Below are 13,901 nucleotides of genomic sequence, written 5' to 3'. Positions count from 1 at the left end.
CATGTCCAGCATCGACTACAGCCAGAAGATCCCCAACAACGTCGACCTGTCCGCCGACCGCACCCTGCAGCGCGCGCTCGAACAATGGCAGCCCAATTATCTTTCCTGGTGGAAGGACATGGGACCGGATGGCAGCCTCGACTACGACGTCTACCTGCGCACCGCCACCAGCGTCGACCCGCAGGGCTGGGCGCACTTCGACTACGTCAAGATGCCCGATTATCGCTGGGGTATCTTCCTCAACCCCGCCGAGCAGGATCGCAAGATTCATTTCGGCGATCACAAGGGCGAAGCGGCGTGGCAGGACGTGCCCGGCGAATACCGCGCCAACCTGCGTCGCATCATCGTCACGCAGGGCGATACCGAGCCGGCCTCGGTCGAGCAGCAGCGTCACCTCGGTCTCACCTGCCCCAGCCAGTACGACCTGCGCAACCTGTTCCAGGTCAACGTCGAGGAAGGCCGGCACCTGTGGGCGATGGTCTACCTGCTGCACAAGTACTTCGGCCGCGACGGGCGCGAGGAGGCGGAGGACCTGCTCGAGCGTCGCAGCGGCGAAGCCGACAATCCGCGCATCCTGCAGGCTTTCAACGAGCCGACGCCGGACTGGCTGTCGTTCTTCATGTTCACCTACTTCACCGACCGCGACGGCAAGTTCCAGCTATGCGCGCTGGCCGAATCGAGCTTCGACCCGCTGGCGCGCACCTCCAAGTTCATGCTGACCGAGGAAGCGCACCACATGTTCGTCGGTGAGTCAGGCATCTCGCGCATCATTCAGCGCACCTGCCAGGTCATGAACGAATTGAAGACCGACGACCCGGCGCGCCTGCGCGCGGCAGGCGTCGTCGACCTGCCGACCCTGCAGCGCTATCTCAATTTCCATTTCAGCGTGACCATCGACCTGTTCGGCGCGGACGAATCGAGCAATGCCGCGATCTTCTACTCGAGCGGCTTGAAGGGCCGCTTCGAAGAAGGCAAGCGCAGCGACGATCACCAGTTGAAAGGCCTCACCTACACGGTGCTGAAAGCCGACAACGGCCGGCTGATCGAGAAAGACGTGCCGATGCTGAACGCCCTGAACGAAGTGCTGCGCGACGATTACATCAAGGATTCCGTGGCCGGCGTCGAGCGCTGGAACAAGGTCATCGAGAAGGCCGGCATCCCGTTCCGCCTGAAGACGCCGCACAAGGCCTTTCACCGCAACATCGGCAGCCAGGCCACGCTCAAGGTCTCGCCCGAGGGCAAGGTGTTGAGCGAAGCCGAGTGGGCGGCGCGGGTCGACGAGTGGCTGCCGAGCGCCAGCGACCGCGCCTACGTGCAGAGCCTGATGGGCCGCGTGGTGGAGCCCGGCAAGTTCGCCAACTGGATTGCGCCGCCGATGATCGGCATCAATCGCCAGCCGGTGGACTTCGAATACGTGCGCTTCAACTGAGCCACGAGACCTCGCCTTGCCAATGCCAGTGGGTCAGACTTCAGTCTGACTCCATGCGTTTGTGCGGCAGGAAACCCCTGCCGCGAAGGATTGCCCCATGACCGACCCCGCCGCCGGCCTCATCAAGCAGCACCTCATCGACCCCGAGATCTGCATCCGCTGCAACACCTGCGAGGCGACCTGTCCGCTTGGCGCCATCACCCACGACAGCCGCAACTACGTGGTGGATGCCGCCAAGTGCAACCTGTGCATGGACTGCGTGCCGCCCTGCCCGACCGGCAGCATCGACAACTGGCGCACCATGCCGCGCGCCGAGGCCTATTCGGTGGAGGCGCAACTGGGCTGGGATGAACTGCCGGCAGAATGGTCGGCGGAAGCGCTGGCTGCTGCCTCGGGCGCAGCGGGGGTCGAGACCAGCGAACCCGAAGCGCCGGCCGCCATCGCGGTGGAAAGCACCGTGCACGAGTTCAACAGCGCGCAGTTCAACGCCACGCTGCCGCCGTGGAGCGCCGCCCATGCCTACATCAATCTCTACGGCCCGCGTTGCGCACAGCATTCGATCAGCGCGACGGTGGTCGGCAACGTGCGCGTGACCGAAGTCGGCACCGACTACGACACCCACCACGTGGTGCTCGATTTCGGCAGCCTGCCGTTGCCGGTGCTGGAAGGCCAGAGCATCGGCATCCTGCCGCCGGGTGTGGACGCCGACGGTCGCCCCCATCACGCCCGCCAGTACAGCATCGCCAGCCCGCGCAATGGCGAGCGCCCGGGCTACAACAATGTCTCGCTCACCATCAAGCGCGTGCTGGAGGACTACCAGGGACGCCCGGTGCGCGGCGTGGCGAGCAATTACATGTGCGACCTCGAGGTCGGCGACCGCGTGGAGGTGATCGGGCCGTTCGGCGCGAGCTTCCTCATGCCCAACCATCCGCGCAGCCACATCGTGATGATCTGCACCGGCACCGGCAGCGCGCCGATGCGCGCCATGACCGAGTGGCGCCGGCGGCTGCGCGCCAGCGGCAAGTTCGAAGGCGGCAAGCTCATGCTGTTCTTCGGCGCACGCAGCCAGCAGGAGCTGCCGTATTTCGGCCCCCTCACCAAGCTGCCCAAGGATTTCATCGACATCAATTTCGCCTTCAGCCGCACGCCCGGCCAGCCCAAGCGTCACGTGCAGGACGTGATGCGCGAGCGCGCCGCGGATCTCGCCGTGCTGCTCGCCGATTCGAATGCCTACTTCTACGTGTGCGGCTTGAAGGCCATGGAGGAAGGCGTGGTGCTCGCGCTGCGCGACATCGCCACGCAGGCGGGCATGGATTGGGAACGCCTCGGCGCGACCTTGAAACAGGAAGGTCGCCTGCACCTGGAAACCTACTGAGCCGCGGCCCGGGCTCAGCGCCCGGACCGCGTTCGCACATCAATCAATCTTCACGTATTCGAACTCACCGCTCTGCTGGTTGATGCCGACGCGCGGCGGCGCAATCCAGCTCGCGTAGCCACCGGCTTCGTGGCAAGGCTTCATCAGCGTGCCGATGAACGCCATGTCGTCGTCGTTCGGCAGCCACTGGCCATGGCTGGCCTGCCATTCCTGCTCGGACAGCAGGCGGCCGTCGGGACTGATTCGATGGCCGCGGAATTCGCCGATGCGACGGTTGAAGCCCTTGTAGGGCTGGCTGAGCTTGAAGTCGATGCCGGCCTTCTCGATGACCTTGTTCCAGCGGTCGATGCCGCCCTGGCAGTCGGCCATGTAGTCGTCCAGCAAGCGGCAGTTGATGGCGCGCAGCGCGGGCACCTGTTCATCGACCAGCTTGCCGTCCTGCACGCGGGTGACGGAGTAGAAGGCATCGAGCAGTTGGTGATCGTCGCCTTCGAGCTGCGCCTCGTTGAAACGCCCCTTGAGTCCCGAGCTGAACGCTTCGGCGCCATTGCTGGAAATCTCGCTGCCGAACAGATCGCGCGTCACGCTCATGTGGAAGTTGGCCTTGCGCTGCAAGAGCGGCAGGTCGACCACGCCCAGCGCGCGTATGCGTTCGACGTCGTAAGGGTCCTTGATGCCGGCCTTGTTCATCGCCGCGCAGGTCGCTTCGATGGTGCGCCCGACGCCGGTCTCGCCGACGAACAGGTGATGCGCTTCCTCGGTCAGCATGAATCGGCAGGAGCGCGACAGGGGATCGAATCCGCTCTCGGCCAGTGCCGCGAGCTGCATCTTGCCGTCGCGGTCGGTGAAGTAGGTGAACATGAAGAACGACAGCCAGTCCGGCGTGCGCTCGTTGAAGGCGCCGAGGATGCGCGGGTTGTCGGCCTGGCCGCTGCGACGTTCGAGCAGGGCCTGGGCTTCCTCGCGGCCGTCCTTGCCGAAGTATTTCACCAGCAGGTAGACCATCGCCCACAGGTGGCGGCCTTCCTCGACGTTCACCTGGAACAGGTTGCGCATGTCGTAGAGGCTGGGCGCGGTCTTGCCGAGATAGCGCTGCTGTTCGACCGAGGCCGGTTCGGTGTCGCCCTGCACGACGATCAGGCGCTTCAGGAGCGCGCGGTATTCACCGGGCACTTCCTGCCAGGCGGGCTCGCCCTTGTGCTTGCCGCAGGGAATGGTGCGGCCCTCGACCTTGGGCGCGAGCAGGATGCCCCAGCGGTAGTCGGGCATCTTCACGTAGCCGAACTTGGCCCAACCGGTCGGGTCGACGCCGACCGCGGTGCGCAGGTACACCTCGGCGTTCTGAAAGCCATCCGGCCCCATTTCCTGCCACCAATTGAGATAGTTGGGGTGCCAGGTCTCGAGCGCGCGCTGCAGCTGCTTATCCGATTCCAGGTCAACGTTGTTCGGAATCGAGGCGTCGCTGCGTACTTCGACGAAGGCATCGCCGCGAATGGACTCGGGGACTTCGGTCAGGACATCGGATGCGGTGACGGACATGGCTCCTCCCAGGCATTATCGTGCAGGTTAAAAATCGAAGGCGCAGTATCCTGCGCCAGGGCTCCGGGGCCTTGATCTTGATCACGTGGGTGCCAGCCACGGGGCGCGAACGCCGCCCGTGTGCCGCGCGGGGAATAGGGAATCCTGAGTTCGCGGTCTAGACTCGCGCGATGAGCCAAACCCCATCGCGACCGTCACCGGTCATCCGCCCGCTGTCGGTCGACCAACCGCTGGCGTGGCTTGCGGCCGGCTGGCGCGACTTCCGCCGCGCGCCCCTGGTCGGCGTGTTGCACGGCCTCGCGCTGGCACTGTTCGGCGCCGCGCTGCTGGCCGTGGCCGGCAACCATTTCTGGCTGCTGGCCGGCGCGTTCTCCGGCTTCCTGCTGGTGGCGCCGGTGCTCGCGGTCGGGCTCTACGCCACCAGCCGCGCGCTGGAACGTGGTGAGCCCGTCGGCCTCGCTCTCGTATGGCGCACCTGGCTGAGCTGGCGCGGACGCGAGCGCCACGACTGGCGCCTGGTGTGTTTCGGCCTGCTGCTGGCGCTGGCCGGCACCGGCTGGGTGATGACCTCCGCCTCGCTCATCACCCTGTTCGCGCCGGCGCCCGTCAATACCCCGCTCGACTTCCTCAGCCACGTGGTGCTGGCGCGTGAGGGCTTCCTGTTCGAAGGCTGGCTGGCGCTCGGCGGCGCGCTCGCCGCACCGGTGTTCGCGTCGAGCGTGATCACGCTGCCGCTGCTGCTCGACCGTCAGCTCACGGTGCTCGACGCGGTGCTCGCAAGCTGGCGCGCGGTGCTCGACAACCCCGCGCCGCTGGCGCTATGGGCGGCGCTGCTGATGAGTCTCACGTTCTGTGCCTTACTGCCCGCGCTGCTCGGCCTCATCGTGGTGGTGCCGGTGCTGGGACATGCCAGCTGGCACGCCTATCGCGCCACCATCGATGCGCGGGACCTGCCGCCGCGACGCAACGACCCGCGGCCATGAACGGCACCATCTTCGGCTTCACCGAGCAACAGATCGCAAGCTTCGGCCTGACCTTCGGCCTCGCCGCGTTCATGGCCTACATCCTGTTCATCATCGGCCACCTGGCGTGGGAATCGAAGGCCGGCAAGTTCGGCACCTTCGTGCTGTTCCTGGGGCTCGCATTCGGCATGGTGGGGTTCGTGGCCAAGTTCGTGATCCAGTGGTTTCTGGAGCGCTGAGGGCGAGCGCCATGGTCGGCGTGTTGAACTGCGCTCGCGCATTTGGAGCGAGTAACCCACCGGGCAATTGGTCGAGAGTCAGCGCATGGAGCTAGCACTCATTGCTTGCGCAGCGGCGGCAACCGGGGCCGGATTCATTGCACTCAAGCTGCATGCAGCCAGAAAGCGGCGACTCCTGGTCGGAGCCCTGGCCAAGGCAGGTGCCATCCGACACGCCGCTCGCGCGCTCGAGACTTTTGCCGCGAACGAATATTTTTCAGCCTGGCTGCTTCGACAGTTCGAACGGCAATTCGCGTCGGCGCTTGACGCTCCGCTCACGACCAATGAGCTGGCCTTGCTTGCTGCGTCGGAGCGACGCGCCTACGACGACGACTACAAGATGCTGCACGGTCGTGAAAGCTTTCGCGCGAGCTACAACCAGCGGTTCGTCGACCAACGCGTTTCCGAACTCATGGCATCACATCCTGGTGGGCAGCAAAATGCGATGACGGCCGGCCAGTGGCGGGCCATCGTCACCGAGGAGGACAGCACCCTGGTGGTCGCCGCCGCAGGCAGTGGCAAGACCACGACCATCCTTGCCAAGATTGAATACCTCGTAGCGCGCGGCTTCGCGCGCCCCGGTGAGATTTGCGTGCTGGCCTACAACAAGGACGCCGCCAACACCGTGCGCGAAGGTCTCGAGGCACGCAACATTCACGGCGTCACCGCCAGCACGTTTCATGCGCTGGGCTACGCCATCACCGGCGAAGCGCTGGGCTTCAAGCCGCCCGTCTCGCCCTTGGAGGCAAACGGAGAAATCGATTTCGACTCAATGCTGGCCGATTCGATCTCGTGCCTCGATCGCACCCGGAGTTTTCGCTATCGATACGTCTTCGTTGACGAATTTCAGGACACCTCGCGCTCGCGGCTGACGCTCGCGCGCAGCCTGCGGGACGCGGTCGACGGGGCTCGGCTGTTCCTGGTTGGCGACGACTGGCAGTCAATCAACCGCTTCGCGGGCAGCGACGTCGGAATATTTGTGGACGCCGAGAAGCACGTTGGAGTCACGGCACGTGTCGACCTGGACGTGACCTTTCGTCTGCCGGAAGACGTACTTCGCGTCAGCTCCACGTTTATCACACGCAATCCACGGCAATTGACCAAGACCTTGTCTCCCTTCCGCGACGCGACCACGACGCGCAACCTGCGCCTGGTGCCTTTTCCGACCAACAAGTTCCAGGAATCCCTCGAAGCCGTTCTTCGCCGCATCGCGGATGACGACGCGAATGGTCGCCGAGTATTGTTGCTGGCGCGGTACAACCGCGAAATCGACCAGCCGGCCGTTAGACGAATCATCGCTCGATATGCCAAGACCGGCCTCGCGATGGACGTTCGAACCATCCATCGCGCAAAGGGCTTGGAAGCCGACCATGTGATCGTTATCGGCTTGAGTTCGGTCGCGCCCGGCTTCCCAAGCATGGTGCTCGATGATCCTGTTCTACAACTGGTGTCGTCTGTGCCCGAGGACTTTCCCTTCGCGGAGGAACGCCGCCTCATGTACGTGGCACTGACTCGCAGCCTGGGCGGTACCTATCTGCTCTTTCCCGAGGAGACGCCGTCGCCGTTCATCGAAGAACTGCGCGAACACGAAAGCGCGAACATCGAGATCCTCGGTGAGACCCCGCGTCGATTCCCCTGCCCGGCTTGCGGGGGAAACACCGTGCTAAGACGTGACGGCAAGCACGGCGCCTTTTGGGCGTGCAGCAACTTTCCTCTGTGCGACGGGCGATTGTTGACCTGCCCGCATTGCGCCGAGGGTGCCTTGCTGGCGCGACACGCGAGGTCGATTTTTGAATGTTCGGATTGCGGGAAAGAGACCGAACGCTGCCCGCGCTGCGACAAGGGCATGTTGGTCCAACGGCAAGGCCCCCGCGCAAGCTTTTGGGGATGTTCGTCGTGGCGCGCCGATGGCGGCGGCTGTACTTACACGAGAAATTCAACGGCCAGTGAGTCCGCGGGGACTCAGGCGCGCTGATTACCCGGTTCGCGGCCGCCACTCGCATGAGATACTCCAGTCGGACCGCGGCCGATGCCGGCGCAGCGCGGCGCGCCTCGACTCACGAAGCCGTCTGCTGTTCCGCAAATTTCATGGCCAGGAACGCTCCATTCTCGATAGGCGGGTAGCGAGCCGGGCGGTCAGGGCCCTGGCAGGTGGGAATGCACTTGATGACGGTGTCGTAATTCGGCTGGCAGAAATACACCAGCGACAGCCGATCGCTCTCGCGTGCTATCTCGAATGGTGGATTGGCCACCCTGTGCATGGTCGATACCCAGGTGTCGTTGGTCCAACGCGCGAGCGAATCGCCAATGTTGACAACGAAGCAACCGGCAAGCGCAGGCACATCGTTCCACTGTCCGTCGCGGTCGCGTATCTGCAGGCCACCGCCGGTCACGGCCTCCTGCCACAGGATGGTGAACGCCGTGTAATCCGTGTGTCCTCCGGCGCGCATCTGGCGCGCCTGGGGCGCGACGTCCTGTCGGGGATAGTAGTTCGCGCGCAGGATCGAGATGTGCCGCGCGAGCCCTTCGTCGAAGTAATGCTCGTCGAGTTCGAGCGCGCACGCGAATATGTGCGCCAATGTCCCGGCAAGCCGCTCCATGGCGCGAAAGTAATCCTGCATGGCCGGACGCAGTGCCGGCGCTTGCGCGGGCCAGACATTGGGCGCGAAACTCGCGCCGGCGCGCGTCGGTGAGTAATACGGGTCATCGGGCAGGTCGAAAGGCCCGACGTCGAACAGTTCCTTCAGATCCGGCGGCACGACGTCCTGCTCGAGTTGCGCCAGCGCCTCGCCGCCTACACCGCAGTACCCACGAATGTGGCTGGGATGGGGCCGCCGCACTGCCTGCTTGGCCGTGGTCCCCAATGCAAAAAAGGCCCGGCACTCCCGCGCGGCACGCTCGATGACCGCTGCCGGTACACCGGTGCCACGGATGATGAGAAAACCGGTGTCGCGGCACGCCTGGCTGACGGCGCTGACGATGCGTTCGCGCACCATCTCGGTGCCGTCGGTAAAGCCGGCAATGTCGATGACGGGAACCTGTGGTGAAGTCATGGTGCCGTCCTCGCGGAGCGCCAACTTCGATTGAGCATAGCAAGCACTTCCATGGCCCGCACGTCGGGCTGCAGTTGACTATGCTGAGATCCAGTCAATGGGAGTCGAGCCACGTGGACCTCATCCTCGCGAATGCCTGTGTCGACGATGCGCCCGGCGCCCCCCTGCTCGACATCGGCATCGAGGACGGCCGCATCGTCGCGCTCGTGCCGCAGCTGCGTGCGGACGCGCGGCGCTTCGACGTCGGCGGGCGGCTGGTTACCACGGGATTGGTCGAGAGCCACATTCATCTCGACAAGTCCTGCATCCTCGAGCGCTGTCGCGCCCAGCGCGGCGACTTGGAGGAAGCCATCGGCGAGGTTGCACGGGCCAAGGCGACCTTCACCGCCGAGGATGTCTACGCGCGCGGCAAGCGCACCCTGGAAAAGGCCTTGGTGAACGGCACCATGCTGATGCGCACCCAGGTCGAAGTCGACCCCGGCATTGGATTGCGCGGCTTCGAGGGCGTGCAGTCACTGATCCGGGAATACCGCTGGGCGATCGACATCGAGATCTGTGTTTTTCCGCAGGAAGGCTTGCTCAACAATCCGGGCACCGAGGACCTCATGGTCGCCGCGCTCGAGAATGGCGCGACCATGGTCGGCGCGGCGCCCTACACGGACACCGACCCTGCCGGTCAGATCGATCGGGTGTTCGCACTCGCCCAGCGGTTCGACGTCGACGTCGACATGCACCTGGATTTCGGCGCGGATGCCGCGGCGCTGGACCTGGATTACGTGTGTGAGAAGACAGAACGTCATCGCTGGGGAGGGCGGGTAACCGTCGGTCACGTCACCAAGCTGTCGACCGTGCCGCCGGCGCGCTTGCGCGAAGTCGGACGGCGAATGGCAAATGCCGGCGTGGCGCTCACGGTGTTGCCGTCGACCGACCTGTTCCTCATGGGTCGGCATCAGGATCACGCGGTGATACGCGGCGTGACGCCAGCTCACTTGCTGTTGCGTGAAGGCGTGAACTGCTCGCTGTCCACCAATAATGTCTTGAACCCGTTTACACCGTTTGGTGACTGTTCGCTGGTGCGCATGGCGAACCTCTACGCCAACATCTGCCAGGTGGGCAGCCGCGACGACATGATCGAATGCTACGAAATGATCAGCCGGCGCGCCGCCGCGCTCATGCGCCGCGGCGACAGGCCAGTCGCCGTCGGCAGTCCCGCCGATCTGCTGGTGCATGACTGTACGTCCCGCGCCCAGGCCGTGAGCGAGATAGCTCAACCGCTGTGGGGATTCAAGCGAGGCCGGCTGAGCTTCACGCGTCCCGTCGCCGAACTTCATCGGCCATCGGAAGCTAACGACGCGTGACGTGAACGCTTACGAGGGATGGGGTTAATCTGCTTATCACCGGAGCACCGACAATGAATGATGCCAGCTTTCGTACATGGCTCGACCGCTACGGCGCGGCTTGGGAAGCTCAGGATCCCGCCGCCGCGGCCGCACTGTTCACGCCCGACGGAACCTATGCCTGGGGACCGTTCAGCCCACCCATCGAGGGACGCGAGGCCATCCGCGACGCGTGGGACTACGCCACGCGCGGCCAGCAATCCGATATCCATTTCGGCTACGAGGTGTTGACGGTGGCGGACGGCAGGGGCATCGCGCGCTGGTGGGCATCGATGAAAGTCAATGCCACCGCCCAGCCAGTGCGCATGGAAGGCATATTCCTGGTGACACTGGCGAGCGACGGCCTGTGCCAGGTGTTCCGCGAATGGTGGAACGAAGATCCGCCAGCGACCGGCGCCTCGCAATACCAGTGAATTCACTCGGGACGCGCAGCTCGTCGGACTTATTGCCGGCCGACGGGGCATCGCTGCAAACTCGGGTTGCCGTCATCAATCAATGCCTGGCCCAGGGCCCCTGTTCATCTTCATTCGGGTGAAATCGACATGAAAAAATTCATATTTTCGGTATTCCTGGCCTCGGTCTCTGCTTCGGTTTGCGCGGTGGATGTTGGCGTTTCCGTCTCTATCGGACAGCCCGGCTTCTACGGTCAAATCAATCTCGGCCCGGACATGGTGCCTCGGCTGGTGCTTCCGCAGCCTGTGATCATTGCGCCCGCGCCCGCCGCGGCCGTTCTCGCGCCCATCTACCTGCACGTGCCGATTGCCCATACGCGCGAGTGGCATCGATATTGTGGTCGATATGATGCCTGCGGGCGCCAGGTCTATTTCGTTCAGGATGAATGGTACGAACGTGAATACGTGCCTCGATATAAAGCGCACCCGGAAAAATTTCACCATGACCGCCATGAAGGGAAAGACAATCGGCGCGGCGATGGCGACCATGATCGCGGCCGCGGTCGCGGCCACGGAAAGGGGCATGACAAATAGCGAATGACGCTATCGCCGCGGCGCGCTGGGCCACTGCTTGGGACAGCGCGGCGTCCTCGATGATTGCCTGCGGGACCGCGTGCCAGTCAGTCTGCCGCGGCCAGGGCCGAAACCTTCACCCCCGCTCCAGCCGTTCAATCTCGTTCAGAAAGCTGCGGCGCACCGCCATGAGTCCCAACACTCGCCAGGTCGGTATCAGCCGGCGTACACGGTGCTTGAAGGAGTCCTCGTACGACTCCGCGTCCAGGTAGCCGTGCTGATATTGGAAGTACATGTTGTCCCAGTGGGTCTGCTGGGCAATCTGCCACAGGCGAAACCGCGCGCGTTCGTCTCCGCTCAACTGCTCGATCACCGTCGGGTCTTCCGGGTAGCCCAGGGTTGTCAACTTGGCGATGACCGCGCCGAGGTATTGCGAATCTGCCGCGTGCACCAGCATTTCCTGCAGGGCATCGGATCGCATCTGGTAGGTTTGCGCGAGCGCCAGCTTGCGCGCGTCTTCCAAGGCATGCGTGTTCAAACGGATCTGCTTTGCGAGGTAGATGACGGTGGCGCCGACGGCGAGCGCGCCAAGCAATGAGCCGATGGCGCCGAGGTCCTGGAATGTCATGGCCTTCTCCAACAGGGGCGGGCGAATGTGGGTGTGAACTTGAACCTGCAGTGTAGGACGGCCGGTGCTTGCGCACGCTCCGAAGCTTGCGCTGCAATCGGCGACCTTCGAAATGATTCACAGGGCATTTGCTCCTGGCCTGTCTGCGTAACCCGCCGGAGCAGGTAGCATGGCACCCAGCCGTGCGCTAGCCTGTGCCTGCTCAGAACAGGCGCCTTCCCGACTCATCGGTCACCAGCGGCGTCCATCCTCCCTGCTGCGCGGGCGCGATGCGATGCCGCTTCGGAGTAATGTGCATGGCCTACGAGATCAAGCGCTTTCCCTATGACGGCACCGTCGACGCCGACGGCCATGTGCTGGAACCGCCGGATCTGTGGGAGCGCTATCTCGAGACTCGCTACCGCGCCCGAGCGCTGCGCATTCGTGTCGACGACGAAGGCTACGAGTATCTCGAGATCGACGGCCGCCCCTCGGCGCGCTCGAACCGCGGCTCGCTGGGCCTGCTCGGCGCGATGGGCGCGGACGACATGCGGCCGCGGCCGGAGCGCCGCTACGCCGACAACATTCCCTACGGCGCGGGCGATGCCGGCGAGCGGCTCGCCTTGCTGGCGCGTGAGAACCTCGACTGCAGCCTGCTCTATCCCACGCTTGGACTTTTGTGGGAGTGCGAGCTGACCGACCCGGAACTCAGCCTCGCCTACGTACGCGCCTACAATCGCTGGATTGCCGATTTCTGTCGCGACAGCGCGGGCCGGCTCGTGCCCATCGCCATGCTGACCCTGCTCGACCCGGCCGGCTCCGCGGCCGAACTCGAACGCGCTGTGAAAGACGGCTGCAAGGGCGCGTGGGTGAATCCATTCAATCACCAGCGCATCCTCCACGGCGACGAGCGCCACGACGTGCTGTTTGCCAAGTGCTGCGAACTCGACGTGCCGTTCGCGATCCATCCGACCTTCATTCCCCAGCCGCCCGCCTACGGCGTGTTCGACTGGCCGGCGCGCGGCCAGGCGTGGGCGGAATTGACGTGGCTGCGCGCCGTCGTGCAGCAGGCGCTGATCTCGTTCTTCGCGCTCGGCACGCTCGAGCGCTTTCCGGCGTTACGTCTCGGCATCCTCGAAGTCGGTGCGGGTTGGTTGGGCGCCTTCCTCGACAGGCTCGACGCGGTGACCAATTCACTGCGCGCCAAACGTGCCTCGGCCACCGAGCTCTTCCGTCGTCAGTGCTTCATTTCCGCCGACCCGGACGAGACCGCCGCGCCGCTCACCGTCGACCATGTCGGCGCCGAGTGTTTCCTGTGGGCCACCGACTATCCCCACCCCGATCATCCCCATACCTGGGTTGACGACCTCACGCGTTTTGCCGAGCAACTCGCGCCGGCGACGCGGGCGCAGCTCTTGGGCGGCAACGTGCGCAGGATCTATCGGCTGGGGAACTGAGGTCGCCGCCAACGGACCTGCGGACCGCGAGCCTGCGCCCCAAGGCTCAGCGGAACAGCCAGCGCAGCCCGTGGCTCACCGCGGCCGGCATCGTCGAGTGATGTATCTCGCCGGGCAGAACGCGAAAGACCGTCTCGAACGACGGCGAATGTCGCATCGCGAGCCGCGCATGAAACTCCTCGGTATTGGCCAGCATAGGGATCTCGCCGCCGATGCACTGCTCGAATTCACCGGCCGACATGAACACGCGCCCCTCGGGCACTGGCCCGTGCGCGAAATTTTGTTGTTCGAGATCAAATACCACGCGCTTGTCCCACCACGACGACGGGCTCGCGATGAGCCAGCGCGAGAACGCCGCCGGCCGCGTGAGTAGCGTATAGAGCGAAAACAGGCCGGAGAGCGAATGGCCGATCAGCGTGCGCTGCGCGCGGTCGATGTTATAGCTTGCTTCCAGCGCGGGCAGCCCCTCGTCCAGCAACCAACCCTGAAACGCCTGCGCGCCGCCGAACACCGGCGCACCCGCCATGTTGCGCACGACGGCGGCAGGCAGCGCGCCGACGGTAGGGGTGAAATCCCGTGCCCGCGCATGCACGACTTCGCGCGCGGTGTGCGCCGACCAACCGACGCCCACCACCATCACCCGCGGCAGCAGTCGCGCGAGCCCGAGGTTCAAGGCCGCATCGCATACCGTGCCGAAAGTCCATTGAGCATCGAGGCACACCAGCACCGGGTAGGGCTCGGCGCGGCTGCCATAGCCTTCCGGAAGCGCCACGTGAAGCACCTCTTGCCCCATCGGCGTGGTGGTGAATTTCCCGTTGCCACAGCATTCGCCATCGACC

At 64.7% G+C, this 13,901-nt stretch carries 13 protein-coding genes; 9 read left to right on the top strand and 4 right to left on the bottom strand.

Annotated features, from left to right (window positions below):
- Position 1: 1 nt before the first annotated feature.
- Together boxB (IPM80_18695) and boxA are read left to right on the top strand one after the other, a co-directional pair.
- On the top strand, positions 2-1,429 hold the full coding sequence (gene boxB, locus IPM80_18695; GenBank protein MBK8960384.1) for a benzoyl-CoA 2,3-epoxidase subunit BoxB: 1,428 nt from the start codon (positions 2-4) through the stop codon (positions 1,427-1,429).
- 97 nt (positions 1,430-1,526) lie between these two features.
- Entirely contained in the window at positions 1,527-2,804 is a 1,278-nt protein-coding gene (boxA, locus tag IPM80_18690) for a benzoyl-CoA 2,3-epoxidase subunit BoxA (protein ID MBK8960383.1), read from the top strand.
- Positions 2,805-2,843: 39 nt separating this feature from the next.
- On the opposite strand, the gene boxB (IPM80_18685) is transcribed toward boxA, so the two are convergent.
- Positions 2,844-4,343, bottom strand: a complete 1,500-nt coding sequence (gene boxB / locus IPM80_18685) for a benzoyl-CoA 2,3-epoxidase subunit BoxB (protein MBK8960382.1) — start codon at positions 4,341-4,343, stop codon at positions 2,844-2,846.
- A 170-nt stretch (positions 4,344-4,513) separates the two neighbouring features.
- Between boxB (IPM80_18685) and IPM80_18680 the strand changes: the two genes are divergently transcribed.
- The 3 genes from IPM80_18680 to IPM80_18670 all read left to right on the top strand — a co-directional run bounded on the left by IPM80_18680 (position 4,514) and on the right by IPM80_18670 (position 7,558).
- A complete protein-coding gene (locus tag IPM80_18680) occupies positions 4,514-5,326 on the top strand; it encodes a DUF2189 domain-containing protein (protein ID MBK8960381.1) in 813 nt (270 codons plus the stop codon).
- On the top strand, positions 5,323-5,544 hold the full coding sequence (locus tag IPM80_18675) for a DUF2788 domain-containing protein (GenBank protein ID MBK8960380.1): 222 nt from the start codon (positions 5,323-5,325) through the stop codon (positions 5,542-5,544). Before IPM80_18680 ends, IPM80_18675 begins: the two co-directional genes overlap by 4 nt.
- An 85-nt stretch (positions 5,545-5,629) precedes the next feature.
- On the top strand, positions 5,630-7,558 hold the full coding sequence (locus IPM80_18670) for a UvrD-helicase domain-containing protein (protein ID MBK8960379.1): 1,929 nt from the start codon (positions 5,630-5,632) through the stop codon (positions 7,556-7,558).
- Positions 7,559-7,640: 82 nt separating this feature from the next.
- On the opposite strand, the gene IPM80_18665 is transcribed toward IPM80_18670, so the two are convergent.
- The gene (locus IPM80_18665) at positions 7,641-8,636 is read right to left on the bottom strand and encodes an isopenicillin N synthase family oxygenase (GenBank protein MBK8960378.1); all 996 of its coding nucleotides are present in this window, start codon (positions 8,634-8,636) and stop codon (positions 7,641-7,643) included.
- Positions 8,637-8,749: 113 nt separating this feature from the next.
- Here IPM80_18665 and IPM80_18660 point away from each other — a divergent pair, with 113 nt between their 5' ends.
- The 3 genes from IPM80_18660 to IPM80_18650 all read left to right on the top strand — a co-directional run bounded on the left by IPM80_18660 (position 8,750) and on the right by IPM80_18650 (position 11,019).
- The gene (locus tag IPM80_18660; protein ID MBK8960377.1) at positions 8,750-9,994 is read left to right on the top strand and encodes an amidohydrolase family protein; all 1,245 of its coding nucleotides are present in this window, start codon (positions 8,750-8,752) and stop codon (positions 9,992-9,994) included.
- A gap of 53 nt (positions 9,995-10,047) precedes the next feature.
- Entirely contained in the window at positions 10,048-10,446 is a 399-nt protein-coding gene (locus IPM80_18655; protein ID MBK8960376.1) for a nuclear transport factor 2 family protein, read from the top strand.
- A gap of 129 nt (positions 10,447-10,575) precedes the next feature.
- Positions 10,576-11,019: a hypothetical protein gene (locus IPM80_18650; GenBank protein MBK8960375.1), complete on the top strand. Its 444-nt coding sequence runs from the start codon at positions 10,576-10,578 to the stop codon at positions 11,017-11,019.
- A gap of 115 nt (positions 11,020-11,134) precedes the next feature.
- On the opposite strand, the gene IPM80_18645 is transcribed toward IPM80_18650, so the two are convergent.
- On the bottom strand, positions 11,135-11,626 hold the full coding sequence (locus tag IPM80_18645) for a hypothetical protein (GenBank protein ID MBK8960374.1): 492 nt from the start codon (positions 11,624-11,626) through the stop codon (positions 11,135-11,137).
- 296 nt (positions 11,627-11,922) lie between these two features.
- Here IPM80_18645 and IPM80_18640 point away from each other — a divergent pair, with 296 nt between their 5' ends.
- Positions 11,923-13,062, top strand: coding sequence for an amidohydrolase (locus IPM80_18640; GenBank protein ID MBK8960373.1), 1,140 nt, complete (start codon positions 11,923-11,925; stop codon positions 13,060-13,062).
- A gap of 46 nt (positions 13,063-13,108) precedes the next feature.
- On the opposite strand, the gene IPM80_18635 is transcribed toward IPM80_18640, so the two are convergent.
- On the bottom strand, positions 13,109-13,834 hold the full coding sequence (locus IPM80_18635) for an alpha/beta hydrolase (GenBank protein MBK8960372.1): 726 nt from the start codon (positions 13,832-13,834) through the stop codon (positions 13,109-13,111).
- Positions 13,835-13,901: the final 67 nt, after the last annotated feature.

This window comes from Pseudomonadota bacterium (assembly GCA_016719885.1).
Taxonomy (GTDB): Bacteria; Pseudomonadota; Gammaproteobacteria.
The sequence above is the reverse complement of the archived record's forward strand: the minus strand, read 5'-3'. Positions and strand labels throughout refer to the sequence as shown.

Coding starts and splice junctions, on each gene's coding strand:
- boxB (MBK8960384.1), top strand. CDS start 2: ATGTCCAGCATCGACTACAGCCAGAAGATCCCCAACAACGTCGACCTG.
- boxA (MBK8960383.1), top strand. CDS start 1,527: ATGACCGACCCCGCCGCCGGCCTCATCAAGCAGCACCTCATCGACCCC.
- boxB (MBK8960382.1), bottom strand. CDS start 4,343: ATGTCCGTCACCGCATCCGATGTCCTGACCGAAGTCCCCGAGTCCATT.
- IPM80_18680 (MBK8960381.1), top strand. CDS start 4,514: ATGAGCCAAACCCCATCGCGACCGTCACCGGTCATCCGCCCGCTGTCG.
- IPM80_18675 (MBK8960380.1), top strand. CDS start 5,323: ATGAACGGCACCATCTTCGGCTTCACCGAGCAACAGATCGCAAGCTTC.
- IPM80_18670 (MBK8960379.1), top strand. CDS start 5,630: ATGGAGCTAGCACTCATTGCTTGCGCAGCGGCGGCAACCGGGGCCGGA.
- IPM80_18665 (MBK8960378.1), bottom strand. CDS start 8,636: ATGACTTCACCACAGGTTCCCGTCATCGACATTGCCGGCTTTACCGAC.
- IPM80_18655 (MBK8960376.1), top strand. CDS start 10,048: ATGAATGATGCCAGCTTTCGTACATGGCTCGACCGCTACGGCGCGGCT.
- IPM80_18650 (MBK8960375.1), top strand. CDS start 10,576: ATGAAAAAATTCATATTTTCGGTATTCCTGGCCTCGGTCTCTGCTTCG.
- IPM80_18645 (MBK8960374.1), bottom strand. CDS start 11,626: ATGACATTCCAGGACCTCGGCGCCATCGGCTCATTGCTTGGCGCGCTC.
- IPM80_18640 (MBK8960373.1), top strand. CDS start 11,923: ATGGCCTACGAGATCAAGCGCTTTCCCTATGACGGCACCGTCGACGCC.